Origin of the sequence: Nocardia sp. BSTN01 (assembly GCF_015354405.1) — a bacterium.
Lineage (GTDB): Bacteria > Actinomycetota > Actinomycetes > Mycobacteriales > Mycobacteriaceae > Nocardia.
In genome coordinates, this window is record NZ_JADKYP010000049.1 from 18604 (window position 1) to 41021 (window position 22418).

Below are 22418 nucleotides of genomic sequence, written 5' to 3' on the forward strand. Positions count from 1 at the left end.
AGTGCCGATCTGTTACCTTCGCTCCGCGCTTCGTGAATCGGCGACTGCGTCTTGACGCTCCGCAGCCACCCGGGCAAGCGGAACGTGAGCGTTGACGTGGTGCAGCCGGTGAGACGAACGCAAGTGGCCCAACCGATCCACATCGTCCCCGTAGAGCCGCTCCGCCGTCGCTGCGTCGAGCTCGGTGACGCCGTAAAGGTAAGGCCGCCCGCCTGATTCGCAACAATGCTGGAAGCACTCCCGCAGCGCCGAACGCGTCGCGTCGATGGCGGCAGGCGTCCGTTCCACCGATGTGTACAGGCCCACGCCGATCGATACGGGCGCGGCGCCGACGGGACCGAACGCGAACGGGGGCGCATCGATCGGACGCCGGATGATCAGGACGTACATCATCGTCAGCGGGTCGTCGAGCAGCGATCGGTGGCCGATGCCCTCGACGGCCGCAAGCATCGAACTGAACTGGCCGGCAGGCACGACATAGTCGGCCCACAGTCGGACCCGGTCGGCCGGCGGCATTTTGGCGCTCACCGGATGGCCGGCGAAGGTGAGATCAGAGGTGATCTCGCAGTTGCCGGCGGCGCAATCGGTGCGCTCGCTATGCCATCCCACCGTGGCGGAAATCCTGCCTCGCCGCATCGCTGCCCAGTAGACGTCGACGTCATCGCGCTGCGCGACTCGCTCGGCGTGATCAGCAAGTTCCGCCAGGGAGGCGTGCTCGACGCGATGCAGGTGGGTACGACTGCGATGCCCGACCGTGCGCAGGACCACCCGCTCGATCAATCCCACGGTGCCCAGCCCGCCGAGGGCGAAACGAAACAGCTCCGGATTATCGGTTCGCGAGCACCAGCGACTGATGCCCATCCCATCGATCAGCTGAATCCGCTCGACATGATCGATCTGCATGCCGTGACGCACCGAGTCGACCCCGACCCCGCCCACCGACAGCGTGCCGCCCACCGACATGTGTAAGTAGTTGGGCAGGACCGGGATCGCCCTCCCCCGGCCATTGAGGTGCCGCTCCAGCCCGTACCAGCTCATTCCGGCCGGGACCTCGAACAATCCGTCCCCGAGATCGCGAAGTTGCCGCGCTGCGGTGTCGGGCTCGTAGGTGACCAGGAGTTCGGCCTCGGAGACGGTTTGCCCATCGCACGAGTGTCCGGAACCTCGCAGCGTCAGTGGGCGCTCCGAGCCGAGCAGGGCAGCGGGAAACGCGGCGGGCATTCGATGAACCGCGCGGGGCGCGGCGTGCCGCAAGCCGCCGAAGTCGGTGGTGAAATCGCCGATGAAAACCTCGCTGTGTGCGTCGTGCTGATCGTTGCATGCGCCGGAATTCAGTATGGGCGTTCCCACCGGCGGGAAGAATTCCGCCGATCGTCGAGGACCTACACCGCCGGCGGGTTGAGGCGGGTGAAATCCGGGAGTCGGTAGTACGGGTAGTACGGGTACGGCGGGGTGACAGCGCTGACCTTGTCCAGACGCGCCAGTTGTTCGGGTTCGAGGTGCCAGCCGACCGCGCCCAGGTTCTGGCGCAACTGTTCCTCGTTGCGGGCGCCGACGATGACCGTCGCGACGGTCGGGCGGGAGAGCAGCCAATTCAGGGCGATCTGCGGGACGGATTTCCCGGTTTCGGCGGCGAGTTCGTCGAGGACGTCCACGACGTCGTAGAGCAGTTCGTCGTTCACCGGCGGTCCGGCCTCGGCGGTGCGATGCAGCCGGCTGCCCGCCGGAAGTGGTTGTCCGCGCCGGATCTTGCCGGTCAGCCGGCCCCAACCCAGCGGGCTCCACACCATCGCGCCGACGCCTTGGTCGCGGCCGAGCGGCATCAGCTCCCATTCGTAGTCGCGGCCGACCAACGAGTAGTAGACCTGATGCGCGACATACCGCGGATGCCCGCCGCGGTCGGCCGCGGCGAGGGATTTCATGAGCTGCCAGCCCGCGAAGTTGGAGGCGCCCAGATAGCGAATCTTCCCGGCGCGCACCAGATCCGTGAGCGTGTCCAGCACCTCCTCGACCGGGGTCGCGGCGTCGAAGGCGTGCAGCTGGAACAGATCGATGTAGTCGGTGTCGAGCCGGCGCAGCGCGGCGTCGACGGCCGTGATCAGGCGGGAACGTCCCGATCCGGCCTCGGCGGCTCCGGGCCCGGTCGGCAGGCCCGCCTTGGTGGACAGCAGAACTCGATCCCGGCGGCCGCGGATCGCGCGGCCCAGAATCTCTTCCGAGGCGCCGTCGGAGTAGACGTCCGCGGTGTCGAACATCGTGACGCCGGCCTCGAGCGCCACATCGACCATTCGGCGCGCCTGCTGGGCGTCGGTATCGCCCCAGGCACCGAACAGTTCGCCCCGGCCACCGAAGGTGCCCGCTCCGAAGCTGAGAGCCGGGACGAGCAGGCCCGACGCACCCAGTCGACGATGGTCCATGATCAACTCCTAACGGAACTGAAGTTTCATTAACACGAGGGACGATACACTCGATTCGACGCTAATGAAACTGGAGGACCGTTATGAGCTCGGACACTGCCGCGCCCGGTTCGGTACGCCCGGGCGGTCGCACGGCCCGCGTCCGCGAATCCGTCCTGCGCGCGGCCGGGGATCTGCTGGCCGAACGCGGCTTCGCCGAACTCGACCTCGCCGAGGTGGCGGCCCGCGCGGAGGTCGGCAAGACGACCGTCTACCGCCGCTGGCGCACCCCGGCCGGCCTGGTGGCGGACATGCTCACCGATATGGCCGAAACCTCACTGCCGCATGCCGATACCGGATCGCTGCGCGGCGACCTCACCGCCAACGCCCGCCTCGTCGCCCGCACCCTGACCGACCCACGCCAGGGTCCGCTGTTCAAAGCCCTTGTCGCCGCGGCCATCTGCGATCCGGAGACCACCGCGGCCCTGCACCGGTTCTACGATGTGCGGCTCACCGAATGGGAGCCGTGCGTCACAGCCGCGATCGAACGTGGCGAAGTCGGACCCGAAACCGATGCACGCACGGTCGTTTCCGCTGTTTCCGCCCCGCTGTACTACCGCTTCCTGGCCTCCGGCGACCCGATCGACGATGCCGTGGCGGTGACCGCCGCCGTGGCCGCGGCGACAGCGGCCACCGCGGGCCTGTTCACCCGGTGAGACCGGCGCCGGGCGGACCTCGCCGCCACGGGTCCGGAGGTGCGGCCCGCTCGGCGGCGGATCAGGAGTCGATCGGAGAGCTCAGACCTGCCGGTACGGGTCGCGCCCGGTCAAGCCGAGCAGCCGCTCCCACGGCGAGGCATCGGCGGGTACCTCGATCACCGGCCCGAACAGCCCCGGAACACCTTCGCGCGGCGTCTCGCGGAACTGCCCGAGCAGCACCGCCACATCCTTGTCGGCAGGTTCGAAGCGGCGGCCGACGGCACACGCCAAATCCCAGCTGTGCATCACCACCTCGTTCAGGGCGAATCCGGCCATTGCGGGCGCGGGGGCGGTGACGCCGCCGACCTCGGTATCGCCCTCCCAGGCGGCCGGATCGCGCCACGCCTCGGTGAGAGCCTTCAACTGGGTGGTGATCAACTCACCCCACCCCTCGGGCAGATCCGCATCCGGCGCCTGCTGCGGCGGAGCGGAGCGGCCGACGCCTTCCTTGGTGGCACCTTGGCGGAATCCTTCGGTGAATCCGAGGGTGTGGAACAGCAGATCCCGCACGCTGACCCCCGGGCTCGGGGTCGCGGCGCTCAGATCGTCCGCGCCGATGCCGCTGACGATCTCGGCCATCGCATCGGTGGCGCTCTCCAGATCGAAGTGGGGTGTCGCCATGTGTCCTCCTCCGAATACGGCCTGTACCGGCACAGGCACTCACAGACAGGACGAGGCGGGCCGCCCGAATTCATCGGCCCCCGGGCACGAGTGGGTTGCCAGCCGCACGCGGTGAGGGCATCCTCGACAGTGCCGGATCGCGGTATCCGGCAAGTCGGACCCCTAGCGGAAGGGAGCAACCGATGACCGATCGCACCACCGACATCACCTCCGTCGATATGGTTCCGGAGGCCGACCAGCTGGATCAGCATCTCGAGGTGGCGCCGGACGAACCCGAAGTCGACGCACCGGCCGTCGACCGCGAAGCCGCCGAGGCCGACCTCATCGAGCAGTCGATTCCCGTGCCGCTCGACGACGAATACGACGGGCCCGGGGCCGAATACTGACCTACTCGATGCCGGCGCGCACCGCGGCATGCAACTCGCGCAGGCTGGATCGCTCGGTCGCGACCTCCAGCACGCGAATGCCGTGGGCGTGCCCGGTCAGTTCCACCGCCAGCTCGGCCGGGTCGACCTGCCGATGCGGAATCCGGTAGGCAGCGCACAGCGCGGCCAGATCCATCCCGTGCGGGGTGCCGAAGATGCGCTCGAAGACACCGGCGTACTGCGGATCGCCCTGTTCGAGCAGTTCGAAGATGCCGCCGCCGTCGTCGTTGGCGACCACGATGGTCAGATCCGCCGGGCGCGGCTCCCCCGGTCCGATCAGCAGGCCGGAGGCGTCGTGCAGGAAGGTCAAGTCGCCGATCAGCGCGAAGGTCCGGCCGGGATGGCTCAGGGCCGCGCCCACCGCGGTGGACACCGTGCCGTCGATACCGGCCACGCCGCGGTTGGACAGCACCTTCACGCCGGGACGCGGATGCGACACCAGCGCCGCGTCCCGCACCGGATTCGAAGCGCCGAGCAGTAGCTGGTCGCCCTCACGCAGGGCGTCCATCACCACCGAGGCCACATGCAGGCCGGTCGGCTTGGGATGACGGGCGAGTTCGGTGCGGATCGCGCGGCAGGCCATCGCGTCGAGTTCGCGGCACCGCTCGAGCCATTCCGGGCGCGGGGCGCCCGAGGTGACCGCGCGGGTGCCGGTGCCGACGACATTGCCGGACACATCGGGCCAGCGCGGCCCGGTGGTCAGCGCGAAGACGGTGACATCCGGATCGGCCAGCACCTTCGACACCTGCCGATGCAGCGTCGGCCGGCCGGTGATGATGGCTTGGCGCGGCTTCAACAGGGGCAGCGCCAGCGGATGCAGGGCGGGGCCGGGCATCGCGGCGGTGGGTTCGGCGACCGTGGGCAGCTGCGCCAGCTCGGCGCGATAGCCCGCGCCGTGCCCCGAGATGACGACGGTATCGAGCGTCAGGTCGATATCCAGCGGCACGTCCAGGGTCGCGTACTGGGTCTCGGTCCACGGCGCGTCACCGGCGCGCCCGGCCGGAATCGGCTCGCCGGCAACGGCATCGGGGACCAGCGGCTCGCGCAGCGGAATGTCGAAGTGCACGGGCCCGGCATTGCCGGACCGGGTGCCGCGCGCGGCGGCCAGGACCCGGCAGACCGCGGCCCGCCACACACTGTTCTGGCTGCGGTAATCCGGTTCCGCTTCGGCCAGGCCCAAACTGATCGCCGCCCGCACCTGACTGCCGAACAGGCCGAACTGCTCGACGGTCTGGTTGGCGCCGCTGCCCAGCATCTCGTAGGGCCGGTTGGCGCTGAGCACGATCAGCGGCTGCCGGGCGTAGTTGGCCTCCAACACCGCCGGTCCGAGGTTGGCCACAGCGGTTCCCGAGGTCATCACCACCGGCACCGGCGCCCCGGTGGACACCGCCATGCCGACCGCGAGGAATCCGGCGGTCCGCTCGTCGATGCGCATATGCAGTCGCAGCCGCCCCGCCGCATCGGCCGCCTGCAGCGCGAAGGCCAGCGGCGCGTTGCGCGAGCCCGGGCACAGCACGACATCGCGCACACCCCCGCGCACCAGCTCGTCCACCACGACCTGGGCCTGTGCTGTCGATGGATTCACATCCCCAGACTGTCAGACCTTCCGGCCGTAGGGGACGTCGACCCGCTCACATCCTGTTCATCGAGTTAGGTTTTGCTAACCTAATATCCATGGCCAAGCGGACCAAGTACGTCAAGCCGGAGGAGCGGCGGATCCTCACCGCCGAGGTGCTGGCGACCAAGCGGATCAGTCGAAGTTTCGTGCGGGTGACGCTCGGCGGCGCCGGTCTCGCCGAGTTCACCCCGATGGGATTCGACCAGTGGTTCCGGCTCTTCCTGCCGCGCGATGGTGAACTGCGGCTGCCCTCCGCCGCGAGCAATCTCTGGTACGCGCAGTGGCTGATGATGAGCAAGGAGCACCGCCCGGTGGTGCGCAACTACACCGTGCGCGAGTTCCGCCCGGCCGGCCAGGGAGAATTCGGCGAAACCGCCGAGCTGGACATCGATTTCGCCATGCACGGCGACCACACCCCCGCCTGCGGGTGGGCGGCGAACACCACTGCGGGCACCGCGGTGGGACTGCTCGACGAGGGCATCATGTACCAACCGCCGCAACACAGTTCATGGTCACTGCTGGTGGGCGACGAGAGCGCCCTGCCGGCGATCGCCGGAATTCTGCGGTCGGCGCCGCGGGATCTGCGCGGTGCGGCGTATCTGGAGATCACCCATCCCGACGATGCGCAGGATCTGAGCGAACCCGAAGGGGTCGTGGTGAATTGGCTGGTCCGCAGCGATCCGGCGGCCGAGATCGGCAGCCTCGCGCTGGCCGCCGCACGAGCCGGAGACATCGCGGCGAGCGGGGTCTACGCCTTCGTGGCGGGAGAGCAGAAACTGGCCTCCGGCCTGCGACGACATCTCGCGAACGAGCGCGGAATCGCCAAGGCGGACATCACTTTCACAGGCTACTGGCGGTTCGGGAAGTCGGCGCCGGGCTGATCGGCACCGCGCGGCCGCCCCGGGCCCCCCGCCGTTCGGCATCCGGGGATCACACTCCATCCGGATGCCGAACGACGAGGTCGCGGAACCGCAACTCAGCCGGCGTGCCGCTGGACCAGGTCGCCGACGCGCGGGAGCGCCTCGACCACATGCTTTTTCGCCGACGAACGCAGCGACGAGTACGCCTTCTTCAGCGCCGGCCGCGACGAAGCCTCGGCACGCGCGTCGGTCACCGCGAGCAGCGACTCGGCAACCTCGTCGGAGTTGGCGACCAGCAGATCGGCAAACGAGCCGCTACCCGCCGCCTGGTACTGAGCCCAGTACGGTTCCAGCCGCTCGACGAACTTGGGTGCGAACGACTCCAGCGCGTCCGAGACGATGGTCGGGCTGACCTTCTTCACCGCGGCGTAGCCGCCCTTCACGGCCAGGCCCGATGCACCCCCCTTATCCGACACCTCCGCATCCAGAACCTCCTGGGCGTCGGCCAGGAAGGCCGGGCGTTTGGCGTCATCGAGCAGGGATTCAGACAGTGCTGCAACCACTTTCAGGTTCCTCCGGATAGTTTTTCGATGAGCGAGCGCGGGTAACTATACGCATCGGACGCACCGGACACACCGTCCTCTCGCCGACTACGGCTGCCAGGGCAGCAACTGCACCATGAGCCCTTCACAATCGGCGAGCAACGTTTCGGATTCGTCGCGCAGTCGCGCGGAGACGAAAGTCTTGCGTCCGTCGACCCGATCGACGGTTCCCTCGACCGTCAGCGGCGTCTCCAGCGGTGTCACGTTGCGGTAGTTGACGTGCAGAAACGCGGTGCGGCTGATCGGCCGTCCGGCGTAGTGCACCAGCGAGCCGAACAGATCGTCGAACAGCAGCGGCAGCACGCCGCCGTGCACGGCGTTGTTGCCGCCGAGGTGATACCGGCGGAATTCGCCGCGCATCCGGACACCCGTGGGACCGGCCTCGGTCATCACCCACGGCGGCAGCAGCAGGCTGCCGCGCCCCGGCAGCGCCGGCACTCGTCCCGACGGGCCCTGCAGTTCCGGTGCGCGGTAGGGCTCGAGCAGTTCGGCCAACGCGTTCACCTGGGCGAGGGCCTGCCCGAACACCTCGTCGGGGCAATCGACGGAGACGGCGAGGTCCTGGAGCGTGCGCATCGCCTCCAGGAACGGCGCGTAGTTCGCGCCGAGTTCGGCCTCCTCCACCTTGGGAAATCCGCCGTGCTTCTCGTACTGATCGGCATCGACCGCACTGGTATCGATCGCCGGTTCCGCGCGCTCACTCATACCTGCACGGTAACGCCAGTTCTTACACCGTCCAACCCGACCCGTCGGTAGCTCGCCAGTTCTGGGACGTACCGGACGAACATCACATTTTCGGCGGCCTGCCCCGGCACGGGCGCACAGCCGGTGACAGGTGGGGTGCATGATGGCTCGGGTGACGTTCAATCCGAAACTCTGGGAGCCCGTCGCGGGTTTCGAGGACCTGACCGACATCACCTATCACCGGCACATCGAGCAGGGCACCGTCCGCGTGGCCTTCGATCGCCCTGAGGTGCGCAATGCCTTCCGGCCGCACACCGTCGACGAGCTGTATCGCGCGCTCGACCACGCGCGGATGACGCCGGATGTGGGTGCGGTCCTGCTCACCGGGAACGGCCCCAGCCCCAAGGACGGCGGATGGGCGTTCTGCTCCGGCGGCGATCAGCGCATCCGCGGGCGCAGCGGATATCAGTACGCCGACGGCGAGACCGCCGACACCGTCGACAAGGCCCGCGCCGGACGCCTGCACATCCTCGAGGTGCAGCGGCTGATCCGGTTCATGCCGAAGGTAGTCATCGCGCTGGTCAACGGCTGGGCGGCCGGGGGCGGGCACAGCCTGCACGTGGTCTGCGACCTGACCCTGGCCAGCCGCGAGCACGCCCGGTTCAAGCAGACCGACGCCGACGTGGGCAGCTTCGACGGCGGCTACGGCAGCGCCTACCTGGCGAAGATGGTCGGGCAGAAATTCGCCCGGGAGATCTTCTTCCTGGGCCGCCCCTACACCGCCGAGCAGATGCACCACATGGGTGCGGTGAACGCGGTCGTCGACCACGACCGGCTCGAGGACGAGGCGCTGGAGTGGACCGCCGACATCCTCGCGAAATCGCCGCAGGCCCAGCGCATGCTCAAATACGCGTTCAACCTGACCGACGACGGCCTGGTGGGCCAGCAGCTCTTCGCCGGGGAAGCGACCCGCCTCGCCTACATGACCGACGAGGCGGTCGAGGGCCGCGACGCGTTCCTGGAGAAGCGCGAGCCGGACTGGAGTCCCTACCCGTACCACTTCTGAGCAGGGCTTCCCGCCGGACCTCGCGAAGCGGCCACTCGGCCCGAGCCCGTCCCTCTAGGCTCGATTCGTGGACATCCTCAGCAGTCGAATCATCCTGCGGCCGAGCGATTACGAACGCACGCTGGCGTTCTACCGGGACGGGCTCGAGTTGGCGATCGCGCGGGAGTATCCCGGCGGCACGGTGTTCTTCGCCGGGCAATCGCTGATCGAGGTGGCCGCGCACGGCCGCGACGAGGCGGCCCCGGCCGGTTTCGCGGGCGCTGTGTGGTTACAGGTGCGCAACGCGAGTATCGCGGCCACGGAATTGGCGACCCGGGGTGTCCCGATCGATCGCCCGCCGGTGCGGGAACCGTGGGGTCTGATCGAGATGTGGCTGCGCGATCCGGACGGCGTCGCGATCGTGCTGGTGGAGGTGCCCGCCGACCATCCGATCCGGCGTGACACCCGCAAGCCCCCGGAATGACCCCGCCTTACCATCCCGGTTCGTCCGACATGTCGGGAACCTGGCCAACGCGTTAACGGATCGATAACGCACACTGGAGGCGTGACCGCCGAACTGTTCGTTCTGCTCATCGTCGTCGTCACGGCTCTCGTTTTCGACTTCACCAACGGCTTCCACGACACCGCCAACGCCATGGCGACCTCGATCGCCACCGGCGCCCTGCGCCCGCGCGCCGCGGTGCTGCTGTCGGGCGGGCTGAATCTGATCGGCGCCTTCCTCAGCGTCGAGGTCGCCGCCACCGTCGCCGAAGGCATCGTGCGCCTGGACGAGGTGGGCGGCGCCGATCTGCTCGCCATCGTCTTCGCCGGACTGGTCGGCGGGATTCTGTGGAATCTGCTCACCTGGCTGTTCGGGCTGCCGTCGAGTTCCTCCCACGCCCTGTTCGGCGGGCTCATCGGGGCCACCATCGCCGCGCTCGGCTGGAGCGGGGTGATCTGGTCGGCCGGGCAGAAGGGCGTGCTCACCAAGATCATCGTGCCCGCGGTGCTGGCGCCCGTGGTCGCGGCGCTGGTCGCCTCGATCGGCACCTGGCTGGTGTACCGGATCACCCGCAGCAGCGATCAGCGAGTGGTGAACCGGAGTTTCCGATGGGGCCAGATCGGTTCGGCCTCACTGGTGTCGCTGGCCCACGGCACCAACGACGCGCAGAAGACCATGGGCATCATCTTCCTGGCGCTCATCGCCTACGGATCCAAACAACCCAGCGACCCGTTGCCGCTGTGGGTGATCGTGGCCTGTGCGGTGGCCATCGCCGCGGGCACCTCGCTGGGCGGCTGGCGCATCATCCGGACCCTCGGTAAGGGTCTGGTCGACATCACCCCGCCGCAGGGGCTGGCGGCCGAATCCACCAGCGCCGCGATCATTCTCACCTCGGCGCATTTCGGCTTGCCGCTGTCGACCACGCAGACGGTGACGGGCGCCATCCTGGGCACGGGCATGGGCCGTCCGGGCGCCGAGGTGCGCTGGTCGGTGCTCGGGCGCATGGTGGTGGCCTGGGTCTTCACCCTTCCGCTGGCCGGGCTGGCCGGCGCGATCTGCTGGGCGCTGGCGCATCTGATCGGCGGACTGCCCGGGGTGCTGGTGGTCTTCGCCATCCTCGTCGCGATGGCCGGCCTGATCTATCTGCGCTCGCGCCGGACGCCCGTGCACGCCGCGAACGTCAACGAGCAGTGGACGAGCCTGCCGGGCACCGACGGCACCGGACCAGCCGAATCACCGTCGGCGGGTCCCGAATTCGGCCCGGCTACCGGGTCCGAGCCCGGCGCTTCGGCGCCCGCTGGATCCGGTCGCGCCGACTCTGCGCCCACCGACACCGGACGCACGAACGCCGGGCCCGCCGACACCCGGTCCGCGGGTGCCGAGGACAACACCGCGACGTCCGCGCCCGCTGGATCCGGTCGCGCCGACTCCCCCGCCGGCTCCGGGTCGAATACACCGGCCACCGCTCCGGGTGATCCCGCCCACCCGGGCCGCCGGCCGTCCGATACCCCGAAGCCCGCACGGACCGACGATTCACGCGCCTCCCATCGCGCCGCAAGGAATTTCTGATGCAGACCCTGATCGACGATCTGACCGAACTGTGGCGAGTCACCGCCGCCGCCTTGATCTTCGGGGCGGGCCTGCCGGCGATCTTCGCGCTCGGGGTGCGGCTGCATTCGATCGCCGGGGCTGCGCCCCAACCGGATTCCACCCGCCGGCGTGCGGCTGCGGCCTGCGCGGGGTTGTGCTATTCGGTGGTAACGCTGACCGTCATCGCCGGAGTGCTGTTCGTTGCCAGAGGTTTTCTGGCCGCGCGGCTCGGCATCCATCTGTTCGGTCAAGGCTGAGCGGCCGCACGGCGCCGCCCTGATCGTCGAAAGGACATTCGTGACCACCGAATCCGCATCGCCCCAGCAACCCGAACCGAACGAGACGACGCCGTCGGTCCTGCAGAAGGTGCTGGGCTGGCTGCGCGCCGGATATCCGCAGGGTGTGCCCCAATCCGACTATGTCGCGCTGCTGGCCGTCCTGCATCGCCGGCTCACCGACTACGAGGTGCATCTGGTGGTCGAGGAGCTGGTGCGCGAACGCGCCGGCGACGACGAGATCGCCCAGCACGAGATCGAGGCGGCGATCGCCCGAGTTGCCAAGGAGCTGCCGGGCGAGGACGATATCGCTCGAGTGGCATCGCATCTGGCAGCGGGTGGTTGGCCGCTGGCGACACCGACGTCGGACTGACCTCCTCCCCGATTCAGCGAAGGAAGTGCGGACCCGTTCACGGGTCATCGACCTCGACATGACACGATCGCGAACGTGAGCACCCTGCGGACCCTCCCCATGCCCACCGGAGCCGCGGTGGGTGACGTCTTGCCGCATCTGCGGGAAGCCTTGGAGGGCAACGGTCCGGCGTGGCTGCCGATCCCCACCGGCGATCGCCGGGAATCCCATCGACTCTCCAGCGCACTGCGCCCGGGTGAGGAGATCGAGGACGACGTGGCCCTGGTGGTCACCACCTCCGGCACCACCGGCGTGCCCAAGGGCGCGATGCTCACCTCGGCCGCCCTGCGCGCCAGCGGCGATGCCACCCACGAGCGGCTCGGCGGACCGGGCCAGTGGCTGCTGGCGCTGCCGACCCATCACATCGCCGGGGTTCAGGTGTTGTTGCGCAGTATTCAGGCGGGCACCGAACCGGTGGTGCTGGACGTCTCGGGTGGTTTCCTGCCCGGCGGGCTGGCGACGGCGGTGTCCGGTATGACCGGACCACGGCGCTACACCTCGCTGGTGCCGACGCAACTCATCAAGGCACTCGACGATCCGGTCGGCGCGCAGGCGCTCGCGGCACTGGACGCGGTCCTGGTCGGCGGCGCGGCGACACCGAAGCCGGTGCTCGATCGGGCCCGCGCGGCCGGCATCAACGTGGTCCGCACCTACGGCATGAGCGAGACCTGCGGCGGCTGCGTCTACGAGGGTGTGCCGCTGGCGGGTGCGAAGGTGCGCATCGAGGACGGGCGAGTGCTGCTGGGCGGGCCCATGCTGGCCAAGGGCTATCGCGGCATCCCCGATCATCCGGCGTTCGCCGAGCCCGGCTGGTTCCGCACCGAGGACGCCGGCACCTTCGACGACGGCGTACTGACCATCACCGGCCGCCTGGACGAGGCGATCATGACCGGCGGCCTGCTGGTGATCCCGCAGGTCGTCGAGGCCGTGCTCGCCACCCACCCGGCGATCAACGAGGCCGTGGTACTGGGCCTGCCCGATCCGCGGCTGGGCCAGCGGGTGGCGGTGGCGGTGGTCCCCAATCCGGGCGCGACCCCCACGCTGGACGAATTGCGCGCGCATGTGGTGGCCGAACTGGACCCGATCGCGGCCCCGCGGGAACTGGCGATCCTCGACGAGATCCCGATGCGCGGCCCGGGCAAGCCGAATCGCGTGAAGCTGCGCGAGCACCTGCTCGAGCAGGCGACGCCCTGATCGCGCCGGAGTGACGCGGCACACACCCGCACACTTCGCATAACCCCTTCGACCTGCGACGATGCCGCCGCTTGCGTCGCCCGAGCGGCGTGCAAGCGGCCCGCGGCCACGCTTGCGCGACCGTGCAACAGCGGCGCAAGCCGGGTGCAAGACGCCCCCCGCACAGTTGTGGCATGACTTCTTACGCACCTGCTGATGCACTCGCCATCGAGGCGGACGGGCTGGTCAAGGTCTTCGGGGAGCAGCGGGCCGTCGACGGCGTGAGCCTGGCGGTGCCGCAGGGCGCCGTCTACGGCGTGCTCGGCCCGAACGGGGCCGGCAAGACCACCACCATCCGCATGCTCGCCACCCTGCTGCGCCCCGACGGCGGCCGGGCCCGGATCTTCGGTCACGATGTCGTGGCCGAACCCACCGCGGTCCGCTCGCTGATCGGCGTCACCGGGCAGTACGCCTCGGTCGACGAAAAGCTCAGCGCCACCGAGAATCTGATCATCTTCTCCCGCCTGCTCGGGCTGAGCCGATCCGAGGCCAAGCGCCGCGCGGCCGACCTGCTCGAGGAATTCGGGCTCACCGAGGCGGCGACCAAGGCCCTGGAAAACTTCTCCGGCGGTATGCGCCGGCGCCTGGATCTGGCCGCCAGCCTGATCGCGACACCGCCGCTGCTGTTCCTCGACGAGCCGACCACCGGCCTGGATCCGCGCACTCGCGCGCAGATGTGGGAGACCATCCGCCGGCTCGTGCGCGAGGGCGCCACGGTGCTGCTCACCACGCAGTACCTGGACGAGGCCGATCAGCTCGCCGACCGCATCGCGGTGATCGACCACGGCAAGGTGATCGCCGACGGCACCTCCGACGAACTCAAGGGTTCGGTCGGGCAGTCGGCGCTGCAGATCACCGTCGCCGACCGCGACACCATCGAACAAGCTCGCACCCTGATCGGCGAATTCCTCTCCCGCGCCGACGGCAAGCTGGTCGAGGCGAGCATCTCCCCCGAGGCCGGTCGCGTCACCGCCCCGCTCGGCGATCCGAGCGTGACCGCGGATCTGCTGATCCGGTTGCGCGACAACGATATCCGCGTCGACGAAATCACCGTCAGCAAGCCGAGCCTGGACGAGGTGTTCTTCGCCCTCACCGGCCATGCCGCCGAATCCGAGGACGCCGGCACCGATTCCGAGGGCACCGCGGCATGAGACCGGCCCCCGCCACGTTCCCCACTCCCCCGAAGGACATATCGTGACCACCACTCTTCCCGCTCCCGCAACCGGCCGGCACGCCGCGCGCGCCGCGATTCCCGTTGCCAGCAATCGCATTTCACTGCGCCAGACCGTCGCGAACTCGCTCACCATGGCGTATCGCGGCATCCTCAAGATCAAGCACAATCCGGAACAGCTGTTCGACGTCACCGTGCAGCCGATCCTGTTCACCGCCCTGTTCGCCTACATCTTCGGCGGCGCGATCGGTGGCAGCGTGCAGGCCTATCTACCGGTGCTGATTCCGGGCATCCTGGTCCAGACGGTCGTGCTCACCTCGGTCGTCACCGGCACCCAGTTGCGTGAAGATATGGACAAGGGCGTCTTCGACCGCTTCAAATCCCTTCCCATCGCCCGGGTTTCAGCCCTGGCCGGCGCACTGATCGCCGATATGGTGCGCTACGGCATCGCAACGGTGCTCACCATCGTGGTCGGCCTGATCCTGGGCTACCGGCCCGAGGGCGGCGTGGTCGGCGTGGTCGTCGCCGGTCTGGTCGTGGTGTTCTGCTCGTTCGCGGTCAGCTGGATCTGGGCTCTGGTCGGTGTCACCGGTAAGAGCGCCGCCTCGGTGCAGGGCATCTCCATGATGATCATGTTCCCGCTGACCTTCATGTCCGGTGCGTTCGCTCTCGTCAGCACCATGCCCGGCTGGATGCAGGGCATCAACAAGGCCAATCCCGTGTACTACATGGTGAATTCGTGCCGCGAGCTGATGAACGGCAACATCTACAGCAGCAACCTGGCGTGGTGCCTGATCGGCTCGGCGATCGTGATCGCGATCTTCGCACCGCTGGCCATCCGGGCCTACATGCGCCGGGCGTGATGTCCCGCACCACCACCCTGTCCGCCGGTCGCGAGAGCGACCGGCGGACACCGCTTTTCGCGGATGTCGCCGCATCGCCCGGCATGCGGCCCGGCGACCGCTCGACTGCCGCCTCAGGCGCCGAGCAGGATCTCGAGTTCCGGCAGCATCGCGAGGACGCGCTGCGCGGCCGACCGACGGTTGACACTCGAGACCGCGTCCTGCCCGGCGGCGATCAGCTCCGCGCCGACGGTGGCCCGAGCCAGCGCCAGGTGACGATTCCAGCGCATCGAGGAATAGTCCTGGCGGCCCACCACTTTCATCGCCAGCGCCAGCAGCGTCGCGCCGGTTTCCGGATCGACTCGGGATCGCACGAGATGGGAACCCAGCGCGCAGGCGGCACCACCGATCTGCGGGAGATCGACGAACTGGGTGAGCCGTTCCCGCGCGACCCGGGCCACCTGACCGGGCAACTCCGGCACCTCGTGCACGGCGTCATGGAGAACATGGGCGTCGAGCACGGCGGCGGCGACGATCACATCGCCCGGTCCGGGCCCGGGACCGCCATTCGGCCAATCGAACAGCTGCAGACTGCGCCGGAACGTGCGCAGACCACGCTCGATATCACCCTCCGCCAGTTCGAGTTCCGCCATTCCGGCGACGACCGCACCCTTGCGATGGTTCGGCTGCGTCACCGGTTCGTCCAGTCCGACGCCGTCGTCGATGACACCCAGCGCGTACTCGAGTTCCCGGCGCGCATCGACCAACTGTCCGGCGCCGACCATGGAGACGGCGAGGAAGCTACGCACTTCCACACTCTCCTCGAAGCAGCGCAACTCCTGCATCAGCTCGGCCGCGCGACGGTAGTAGCCCACCGCCTCCTCGTATCGCGCCGCCTGCGAGGCCATCTGCCCGAGATGCTGGGAGCACATCGCGGTGGCCCAGACATCGCGGCCCTCGACCAATGCGAGAGCGGCCCGCGCATCGCGGATCGACCCGGCGGTATAGCTCGCGTTCTCACGCATATTGGCGCGCAGCAGCAGGGCGAGCGACCGGACGAGCTCGTCGTCGGAACGGGTGCCCGCCGCCATCAAACGCACGCCGTGGGCGACATTTATTCGCGCGCAGAGCATTTCGCCGAGATATCGGATCCCGGGCGTGAGGTCGGCCGTGGCGAGCACACGGCGGGCGCGGGCCCGGATCACCGCGAGGGGCCGCAGGCCGGGCTCGCCGAAGGCCAGATGCATGGCCAGGAAGACATAGCTCTGCAGTTCCAGATCCAACTCGATCCGGGTGCGCGGGCCCTCGGGCGGCGGCACCGGCACGACCCGGGGCGCCCAGCTCATCAGCTCCATATGCGCGCCACGCATGACCCACAGCATGGCGACGGGCGCGAAGACCGAGAACACCGTGCGGGAATCGGCGGTCTCCACGGCATGGCGCAGCACCGCCAGCAGGTTGTCGAGTTCGGCGGCGAGCGACAGCACCGTGCGGACCTGATCCGGTCCGGCATAGTTCAGTGCCGTATCGCGCGCGAATTCCCTTGCCCAGCCGCACATCCGATCCATCACCAGATCGGCTTCACCGGCCGCGATCAGCTGTTCCTCACCGAATTCGCGCACCGTCTCCAGCATGCGATAGCGGGTGGCGACCATCTCGTCGTCGGCCAGCACGGTCAGCAGCGACTGGCTCACCAATCCGTCCACCGCGGCCACCGCGTCGATCGAATCCGTCCCCGCCACCACGGATTCCGCTGCGTCCAAGGAGAATCCGGCGGGGAACCGGCACAGCCGCCGCAGGGCCACCCGCTGTTCGGGTTCGAGCAGATTCCAGCTCCACTCGATCACCGCGTGCAGGGTGCGGTGGCGTTCGGGTGAGCTGCGATCGCCCGAACGCAACAGCGCGAAGCGATGTTCGAGCCGGCTTTCGATCTCCTCCACGCTCATGGTCCGCACGCGGGCCGCGGCGAGTTCGATGGCCAGCGGCAGCCCGTCCAGGGTGCGGCACAGCCGGGCGACGACCGCCGGATCCAGCCGGGCCGAGGGCCGCACCGCCCGCGCCCGGCTGACGAACAACTCCGTGGCGGGGGAGCCCTGCGCGTCGATCGCCAAGGGCGGCAACGGATAGACCGTCTCCGCCGTAATGGCCAGCGGCGCCCGGCTGGTGGTCACCACCGTGAGATGTTCACAACTGCCGACCAGGTCGGCGACCACCTCGGCCGCCGCGTCGATGAGATGTTCGCAGTTGTCCAGGATCAGCAGGATGGGACGCAGCGACAACGCCTCCCGCAATCGGCGCCGGCCATCGACGGTCTGATTGCGGCGCAACACATTCGCTTCGCGGGAGTATTCGTTGACGCCGAGGACCGCCCCGATGGCCGCCTCGATCTCGGCGCACGTCGCGACCTGGCGCTCGTCGGCGTCACCGTCGGAAGCGGCACGCAGCGAAGCCAATTCGACCAGCGCCACCGCCTGTCTGCCCGCGATCCGGGCACCCAGCTCGTGGGCGATGCGGGTCTTGCCGGTACCGCCCGGACCGAGCACGGTCGTCACCCGGAATTCCTGGACGAGTTTGTCCAGCGCCACCAGATCGCCGTCGCGGCCGAGCAGCGGATTGGGCGCCGCGCGCAGGCCCAGGGCCGTATTGGGCGGCGTGACAGTGGTTTCCGGGGGGCCGTACGGCGGTTCCGAGGTCAGCGCGTGCTGGGCCGTGGACACTCGCTGTGTCGCGGAGGTGACCGGCACGGGGTGCGACTGCACCGGGACTATCGCGGAATGGTCGCCGCGCAGAATCGCGGTGTTCAACGCGACCAGCGCCGGGCCGGGGTCCGCCCCCAATTCCTCGCCCAGCCGCGTCCGCAGTCCGGCGAAGACCTCCAGGGCCTCGTTCGCCCGCCCGTCGCCGGCGAGTAAGCGCATCAGGGTGGCGTGCGCGGGCTCGTCGAGCGGCTCGGCCGCGGCCGCCCGCCGCGCCACTCGCAGCGCACCGCCGAGATCCCCGGCGGCCTCCCGCGCCGCCAGTTCCAGGGTGTCCAGGGCCGACCAGCGCGTGGCGGCGAATTCGTGGAGTTCGTCGGCGACGGGGCCGGGCGGCAGATCCGCACCGGGTTCGCCCCGCCACAGCGCGCGCGCCCGCTGCACCAGGCCGAGGCATCCGGCGGTGTCGCCGCGCTCGAACCGCAGCTGCGCCTCCCGTTCCAGGCCGCGGGCCAGGCTCAGATCGACCTGCTCCTCGGTCAGCAGCAGCCGATACCCCGCCGGGCCGATTTCCAGCGCACCCTCCGGCAAGGCCGACCGCAACCGGGAGACCTGCGTATGCAGGGCGTTCATCGGCGCGCGCGGCGGCTGCTCGCCCCAGATGTCGTCGATCAGCGCCTGGGCACTGCGGCTGCGCCCGGGGTGAACCGCGAGCGCGGCGACCAGCAACCGCGCCCGGGCGCCGGGCACCGCGACGAGATCCGCGTCGCGGCGCAGCGCGATCTCCCCCAGAAGCGCCACGCGAACATCCATCTCGGGCAGCCTTTCGTCCCGGCCGCTGTTGTCCGGCCGGGTATGCGTCGTCCCGGCGTTCGCACGGGCGGAGCGCGATGCCGGCCCGGAGCCGCTGTGATCAGGAAACATGCCGTCGCAATCGTATGTGACCGGTCGAATGAATATCGGGCGCTGCGCCGGGACCGACCGCTCCCCGGGCCACGCATCTCGTAGAGTTTACTCCGATATATCGTAGTAATGTTGTCGACAAGAGGCGCATGGTGAGCTGCGCTGCCGCCTCCGGTGACACTGCGCTGCCGCCTCCGGGCCACCACCATTAGGCAGTGTCGATTGTGCCTAATGGTGAAGCCCTCCGTGGTGACACTGAGCTGCCGCCTCCGGGCCACCCCCACTAGGCAGTGTCGGTTTGCCTAATGGTGAAGCCCTCCGCGGTGACGCTGCGCTGCCGCCTCCGGGCCACCACCATTAGGCTGCCGGATATGGCTAGTGCAGCACAATGGCTCGAAGGCGCCCGCCCGCGGACGCTGCCCAATGCGATCGCCCCGGTCCTCGTCGGCACCGGCGCGGCCGCGTCGCTGGATGCCGCGGTGTGGTGGAAGGCCCTGCTGAGCCTGCTGGTTTCGCTGGCTCTCATCATCGGTGTCAACTACGCCAACGACTATTCCGACGGCATTCGCGGCACCGACGACGAGCGTGTCGGCCCACTGCGACTGGTCGGTTCGGGTCTGGCGAGTCCGGCCGCGGTGCGCGGCGCGGCCATCGCCTGCCTGAGCGTGGGCGCGATCTTCGGATTGATCCTGGTGATCACCACCGCGTGGTGGTTGCTGCTGATCGGCGCGGCCTGCCTGGCCGGCGCCTGGTTCTACACCGGCGGTAGTAAACCCTACGGCTACAGCGGTTTCGGTGAGATCGCCGTCTTCATCTTCTTCGGCCTGGTCGCGGTGCTGGGCACCGAATTCGTGCAGGCCGAACGGCTGGACTGGGCCGGACTGGTCGGCGCGATCGCGGTCGGCGCGTTCTCCAGCGCGGTGCTGGTCACCAACAATCTGCGCGACATCCCCACCGATTCGGTGACCGGGAAGACCACCCTCGCCGTCAAACTGGGTGACACGCGCACCCGCACACTGCATCTGGTGCTGATGGTGGTGCCGTTCGTGGCCTCGCTGCTGCTGGTGATGCGCACGCCGTGGGCTCTGACGGGCCTGCTGGCGATACCGCTCGCCGTGCGATCCAACGCCCCCGTGCGCGGTGGGCAGCAGGGACCGGGATTGATTCCCTCGCTGCGCGATACCGGTTTGGCGATGCTGGGCTGGTCCCTGCTCACCGCGCTGGCGCTCGGCCTCGGCTGACGAACGGCGACGCGACAGCGTCAGTCCCGGCCGCCCTCCGGGACCAAGACGCCGAGCACCCAGTTGACGAGGGTCACGATGACGGCACCGAAGATTGCCGCCCAGAACCCGTCGACCCGCAGGCCGTAATCGGTGGTTTCGGTGATCTTCGCCGTCAGCCACAGCATGAGGGCATTGATCACCAGCAGGAACAGCCCCAGCGTGACGATCACCAGTGGGAGCGAGAGCAATTTCACGATCGGTTTGATCAGCGCGTTGACCAGCCCGAAGACGATCGCGACGCAGACCACCACGAGAATCTTGCCGCCGGTGCCCGCATCGGGCGGATCCTTCAATTCGATACCGCCGACCCAGGCCGCCGCGAGCCAGATCGCGAGGGCGTTGATCGCCAAACGGAGCAGAAGTGCCATGCGGCAATGCTAACGGCGGACGGGGCGGGATACCGGGCACGCACTGCTCCCCTTCCCCCGCCCCGTGGTGACGTTGCGCTCGCCCGTCACGCCGCGCGGTCGAGCAGTTCCTGGACCGCGCCGCGCACTCGTTCCATCCCTTCGTTCCCGCCCAGAAGTTCTCGCGTGGTGGCGTTGGGCGCCCGCAGGATGCCGAGCAGCACGTGACCGGCCTCGATGCGGTCGTCACCGCGGGAGATCGCTTCCCGCAGTGACAGTTCCAGGGTCTTCTTGGCCTCGCGGGTGAAGGGGATGTGGCCGAAGCTCATGCCACCGCCGAAGCGGAACCGCCCGCGGCCCTTGTCGGAAACCGGCACCGCCTCGTCGAAGGCCCCCTCGCCGAAGGTGGCCTGCACACTGTCTCGCACCGCGTCCAGATCGATGCCGATCGACTTCAGCGCGGCCGCGTCCTCCTCGCCCAGCGGTTCCTCGGTCCGCGGCCGGCCGGGTAGTGCCCGCCGAATCACCTCGGCGCTGATGCCGTTGTCCTCCAGCACCTTTCGCAGCGGCGGATCGGAACAGGTGGCGAGTCCCAGCAGCAGGTGCTCGACATCGATACTGGGCGAACGCAATTCACGCGCTTCCTCCTGCGCGTCCACGACCGCGGAGCGCGCCGCCTTGGCAAATCTCTCGAACATCAGTGGATTCCGCCTTTCCGGTTGTACTTCTGATGGACCGCCTGCCGACTGACCTCGAGCGCCTCGGCGATGGCTTGCCAGGACCAGCCCTGCTTACGGGCGTTAGCCACCTGGATCGCCTCGAGCCGCTCGAGCAATCGCCGCAGCGCGAGCACCGCCCGCAGCCCGACCTGGGGGTCGGGACTGCCGGCGGCGGCCGCCAGCGTTGTCGCTTCACTCATGTACGTCAATTTACGTTGACATCGCGGGCGCGTCAATCAAAATTGACACCAGGCGTGTTCACCTGCGGCGAACGGTGATAGAGAGATTCCGCGACTCAGGCGGTCCAGATACCGGTGGCGGTGAATTCGTCGAGAATCGCGTGCGACTCGGCCAGGTCCAGCCCCTGCCCCGCGACCCACGCGTCGTTGAAATACGTTCCGGCATAACGGTCCCCGCCGTCGCACAGCAGCGTCACCACACTACCCTCGCGGCCCGCGGCGATCATCTCGGCGATGAGGGCGAACGCGCCCCACAGATTGGTTCCGGTGGATCCGCCCACTCGCCGGCCGAGCACCGCACTGGCATGACGGCACGCGGCGATGGAGGCGGCATCGGGTACCTCGATCATCCGGTCGACGACATCGCCGATGAAGGAAGGCTCCACCCGCGGCCGGCCGATGCCCTCGATCCGCGACGGCATACCGGTCTGATATCCCGGATCCCCGACCTCGTACCCGCCGTAGAACGCCGAATTCTCCGGATCGACCACGGCCAACCGGGTGGCGTGGCGGCGATAGCGGATGTACCGGCCGATGGTCGCGCTCGTCCCGCCGGTGCCGGCGCCGACGACCACCCAGTCCGGAACCGGATGGGTCTCCAAAATCATTTGCTGATAGATGGATTCGGCGATGTTGTTGTTACCGCGCCAGTCGGTGGCCCGCTCGGCGTAGGTGAACTGGTCCATGTAGTGGCCGTCGCATTCGGCGGCCAGCCGCACGGCCTCGGTGTAGATATCGGGCGCGCGGTCGACGAAGTGGCATCGCCCGCCCTGCGCCTCGATCAGCGCGATCTTCTCGGGCGAGGTCTTCGTGGGCACCACCGAGACGAAGTCCAGGCCGAGCAGTTTCGCGAAATAGGCCTCGCTGATCGCGGTCGACCCCGAGGACGCCTCGACAATGGTCGTCCCCTCGCAGACCCAGCCGTTGCAGATCGCGTAGAGGAACAGCGAACGCGCCAGCCGATGTTTCAAGCTGCCGGTCGGATGCGTGGACTCGTCCTTGAGATACAGCCGCACACCCCATTCGGGCGGCAGCGGATATCGCAGCAGATGGGTGTCGGCGCTGCGTTGCGCATCGGCCTCGATCAGCCGCACCGCATTGTCGACCCACTCCCGCGAAGTACTGCGATCGCAGTACTTCACCGCAGCCGCCCGCGCACTGCGCTCACCGCGCCTCCCGTGCCATGCGGGACACCCG

22 protein-coding genes and 1 pseudogene are annotated in these 22418 nt (G+C 68.8%); 12 read left to right on the forward strand and 11 right to left on the reverse strand.

Translation table 11 applies throughout. The features are described from left to right. Positions 1 to 12: 12 nt before the first annotated feature. Positions 13 to 1221 (reverse strand): FAD-binding protein, encoded by a 1209-nt coding sequence (locus IRT45_RS28270; RefSeq protein WP_228535331.1) that lies wholly within the window; start codon positions 1219 to 1221, stop codon positions 13 to 15. A 161-nt stretch (positions 1222 to 1382) separates the two neighbouring features. Beyond that, positions 1383 to 2417, reverse strand: coding sequence for an aldo/keto reductase (locus IRT45_RS28275; protein ID WP_194808888.1), 1035 nt, complete (start codon positions 2415 to 2417; stop codon positions 1383 to 1385). Between the two features lie 83 nt (positions 2418 to 2500). On the opposite strand from IRT45_RS28275, the gene IRT45_RS28280 reads away from it, so the two are divergent. Next, positions 2501 to 3112 (forward strand): TetR/AcrR family transcriptional regulator, encoded by a 612-nt coding sequence (locus IRT45_RS28280; protein ID WP_194808889.1) that lies wholly within the window; start codon positions 2501 to 2503, stop codon positions 3110 to 3112. 81 nt (positions 3113 to 3193) lie between these two features. Here IRT45_RS28280 and IRT45_RS28285 read toward each other — a convergent pair whose 3' ends face one another. Then, the gene (locus IRT45_RS28285; RefSeq protein WP_194808890.1) at positions 3194 to 3775 is read right to left on the reverse strand and encodes a TIGR03086 family metal-binding protein; all 582 of its coding nucleotides are present in this window, start codon (positions 3773 to 3775) and stop codon (positions 3194 to 3196) included. 182 nt (positions 3776 to 3957) lie between these two features. On the opposite strand from IRT45_RS28285, the gene IRT45_RS28290 reads away from it, so the two are divergent. Further along, on the forward strand, positions 3958 to 4161 hold the full coding sequence (locus IRT45_RS28290; protein ID WP_194808891.1) for a hypothetical protein: 204 nt from the start codon (positions 3958 to 3960) through the stop codon (positions 4159 to 4161). Position 4162: 1 nt separating this feature from the next. On the opposite strand, the gene menD is transcribed toward IRT45_RS28290, so the two are convergent. Continuing rightward, complete coding sequence (gene menD / locus IRT45_RS28295; RefSeq protein ID WP_194808892.1) at positions 4163 to 5785, reverse strand: 2-succinyl-5-enolpyruvyl-6-hydroxy-3-cyclohexene-1-carboxylic-acid synthase; 1623 nt, start codon at positions 5783 to 5785, stop codon at positions 4163 to 4165. 89 nt (positions 5786 to 5874) lie between these two features. Here menD and IRT45_RS28300 point away from each other — a divergent pair, with 89 nt between their 5' ends. Beyond that, positions 5875 to 6699 carry a siderophore-interacting protein gene (locus tag IRT45_RS28300; RefSeq protein WP_194808893.1) on the forward strand — a complete coding sequence of 275 codons (825 nt, stop codon included), beginning with the start codon at positions 5875 to 5877 and terminating at the stop codon, positions 6697 to 6699. 95 nt (positions 6700 to 6794) lie between these two features. On the opposite strand, the gene IRT45_RS28305 is transcribed toward IRT45_RS28300, so the two are convergent. Next, entirely contained in the window at positions 6795 to 7241 is a 447-nt protein-coding gene (locus tag IRT45_RS28305) for a DUF6918 family protein (RefSeq protein WP_030516248.1), read from the reverse strand. Between the two features lie 87 nt (positions 7242 to 7328). Next, positions 7329 to 7985 carry a PaaI family thioesterase gene (locus IRT45_RS28310; protein ID WP_194808894.1) on the reverse strand — a complete coding sequence of 219 codons (657 nt, stop codon included), beginning with the start codon at positions 7983 to 7985 and terminating at the stop codon, positions 7329 to 7331. Positions 7986 to 8127: 142 nt separating this feature from the next. Between IRT45_RS28310 and IRT45_RS28315 the strand changes: the two genes are divergently transcribed. From IRT45_RS28315 to IRT45_RS28350, 8 genes and pseudogenes are all read left to right on the forward strand, one after another. Next, positions 8128 to 9030, forward strand: coding sequence for a 1,4-dihydroxy-2-naphthoyl-CoA synthase (locus IRT45_RS28315; RefSeq protein ID WP_194808915.1), 903 nt, complete (start codon positions 8128 to 8130; stop codon positions 9028 to 9030). Between the two features lie 67 nt (positions 9031 to 9097). Then, positions 9098 to 9493 carry a VOC family protein gene (locus IRT45_RS28320; RefSeq protein ID WP_194808895.1) on the forward strand — a complete coding sequence of 132 codons (396 nt, stop codon included), beginning with the start codon at positions 9098 to 9100 and terminating at the stop codon, positions 9491 to 9493. Between the two features lie 81 nt (positions 9494 to 9574). Beyond that, positions 9575 to 10780, forward strand: a pseudogene (locus IRT45_RS28325) (anion permease); the annotation flags it as partial. Between the two features lie 299 nt (positions 10781 to 11079). After that, positions 11080 to 11358, forward strand: a complete 279-nt coding sequence (locus IRT45_RS28330) for a hypothetical protein (RefSeq protein WP_039781149.1) — start codon at positions 11080 to 11082, stop codon at positions 11356 to 11358. A 40-nt stretch (positions 11359 to 11398) separates the two neighbouring features. Further along, the gene (locus tag IRT45_RS28335) at positions 11399 to 11749 is read left to right on the forward strand and encodes a DUF3349 domain-containing protein (protein WP_194808897.1); all 351 of its coding nucleotides are present in this window, start codon (positions 11399 to 11401) and stop codon (positions 11747 to 11749) included. Between the two features lie 75 nt (positions 11750 to 11824). Further along, positions 11825 to 12982, forward strand: coding sequence for an o-succinylbenzoate--CoA ligase (menE, locus tag IRT45_RS28340; protein ID WP_194808898.1), 1158 nt, complete (start codon positions 11825 to 11827; stop codon positions 12980 to 12982). A gap of 173 nt (positions 12983 to 13155) precedes the next feature. Next, on the forward strand, positions 13156 to 14172 hold the full coding sequence (locus tag IRT45_RS28345; RefSeq protein ID WP_194808899.1) for an ATP-binding cassette domain-containing protein: 1017 nt from the start codon (positions 13156 to 13158) through the stop codon (positions 14170 to 14172). Between the two features lie 43 nt (positions 14173 to 14215). Then, positions 14216 to 15055: an ABC transporter permease gene (locus IRT45_RS28350; protein ID WP_194808900.1), complete on the forward strand. Its 840-nt coding sequence runs from the start codon at positions 14216 to 14218 to the stop codon at positions 15053 to 15055. Positions 15056 to 15168: 113 nt separating this feature from the next. Here the strand turns inward: IRT45_RS28350 and IRT45_RS28355 are convergent, their stop codons facing one another. Next, the gene (locus tag IRT45_RS28355) at positions 15169 to 18531 is read right to left on the reverse strand and encodes a BTAD domain-containing putative transcriptional regulator (protein WP_309241186.1); all 3363 of its coding nucleotides are present in this window, start codon (positions 18529 to 18531) and stop codon (positions 15169 to 15171) included. 473 nt (positions 18532 to 19004) lie between these two features. On the opposite strand from IRT45_RS28355, the gene IRT45_RS28360 reads away from it, so the two are divergent. Then, positions 19005 to 19874, forward strand: a complete 870-nt coding sequence (locus IRT45_RS28360; RefSeq protein ID WP_194808902.1) for a 1,4-dihydroxy-2-naphthoate polyprenyltransferase — start codon at positions 19005 to 19007, stop codon at positions 19872 to 19874. A 20-nt stretch (positions 19875 to 19894) separates the two neighbouring features. On the opposite strand, the gene IRT45_RS28365 is transcribed toward IRT45_RS28360, so the two are convergent. The 4 genes from IRT45_RS28365 to IRT45_RS28380 form a co-directional block, all read right to left on the reverse strand. After that, entirely contained in the window at positions 19895 to 20284 is a 390-nt protein-coding gene (locus IRT45_RS28365; protein ID WP_039781154.1) for a phage holin family protein, read from the reverse strand. Between the two features lie 86 nt (positions 20285 to 20370). Continuing rightward, positions 20371 to 20961 carry a Clp protease N-terminal domain-containing protein gene (locus tag IRT45_RS28370; protein WP_194808903.1) on the reverse strand — a complete coding sequence of 197 codons (591 nt, stop codon included), beginning with the start codon at positions 20959 to 20961 and terminating at the stop codon, positions 20371 to 20373. Further along, positions 20961 to 21182 (reverse strand): helix-turn-helix domain-containing protein, encoded by a 222-nt coding sequence (locus IRT45_RS28375; RefSeq protein ID WP_036505955.1) that lies wholly within the window; start codon positions 21180 to 21182, stop codon positions 20961 to 20963. The genes IRT45_RS28370 and IRT45_RS28375 overlap by 1 nt, the downstream gene beginning before the upstream one ends. Before the next feature lie 95 nt (positions 21183 to 21277). Further along, positions 21278 to 22363, reverse strand: a complete 1086-nt coding sequence (locus IRT45_RS28380) for a PLP-dependent cysteine synthase family protein (RefSeq protein WP_194808904.1) — start codon at positions 22361 to 22363, stop codon at positions 21278 to 21280. Positions 22364 to 22418: the final 55 nt, after the last annotated feature.

Coding starts and splice junctions, on each gene's coding strand:
- IRT45_RS28280 (WP_194808889.1), top strand. CDS start 2,501: ATGAGCTCGGACACTGCCGCGCCCGGTTCGGTACGCCCGGGCGGTCGC.
- IRT45_RS28315 (WP_194808915.1), top strand. CDS start 8,128: ATGGCTCGGGTGACGTTCAATCCGAAACTCTGGGAGCCCGTCGCGGGT.
- IRT45_RS28360 (WP_194808902.1), top strand. CDS start 19,005: ATGGCTAGTGCAGCACAATGGCTCGAAGGCGCCCGCCCGCGGACGCTG.
- IRT45_RS28275 (WP_194808888.1), bottom strand. CDS start 2,417: ATGGACCATCGTCGACTGGGTGCGTCGGGCCTGCTCGTCCCGGCTCTC.
- IRT45_RS28365 (WP_039781154.1), bottom strand. CDS start 20,284: ATGGCACTTCTGCTCCGTTTGGCGATCAACGCCCTCGCGATCTGGCTC.
- IRT45_RS28270 (WP_228535331.1), bottom strand. CDS start 1,221: ATGCCCGCCGCGTTTCCCGCTGCCCTGCTCGGCTCGGAGCGCCCACTG.
- IRT45_RS28290 (WP_194808891.1), top strand. CDS start 3,958: ATGACCGATCGCACCACCGACATCACCTCCGTCGATATGGTTCCGGAG.
- IRT45_RS28345 (WP_194808899.1), top strand. CDS start 13,156: ATGACTTCTTACGCACCTGCTGATGCACTCGCCATCGAGGCGGACGGG.
- IRT45_RS28300 (WP_194808893.1), top strand. CDS start 5,875: ATGGCCAAGCGGACCAAGTACGTCAAGCCGGAGGAGCGGCGGATCCTC.
- IRT45_RS28370 (WP_194808903.1), bottom strand. CDS start 20,961: ATGTTCGAGAGATTTGCCAAGGCGGCGCGCTCCGCGGTCGTGGACGCG.
- IRT45_RS28330 (WP_039781149.1), top strand. CDS start 11,080: ATGCAGACCCTGATCGACGATCTGACCGAACTGTGGCGAGTCACCGCC.
- IRT45_RS28375 (WP_036505955.1), bottom strand. CDS start 21,182: ATGAGTGAAGCGACAACGCTGGCGGCCGCCGCCGGCAGTCCCGACCCC.
- IRT45_RS28310 (WP_194808894.1), bottom strand. CDS start 7,985: ATGAGTGAGCGCGCGGAACCGGCGATCGATACCAGTGCGGTCGATGCC.
- IRT45_RS28285 (WP_194808890.1), bottom strand. CDS start 3,775: ATGGCGACACCCCACTTCGATCTGGAGAGCGCCACCGATGCGATGGCC.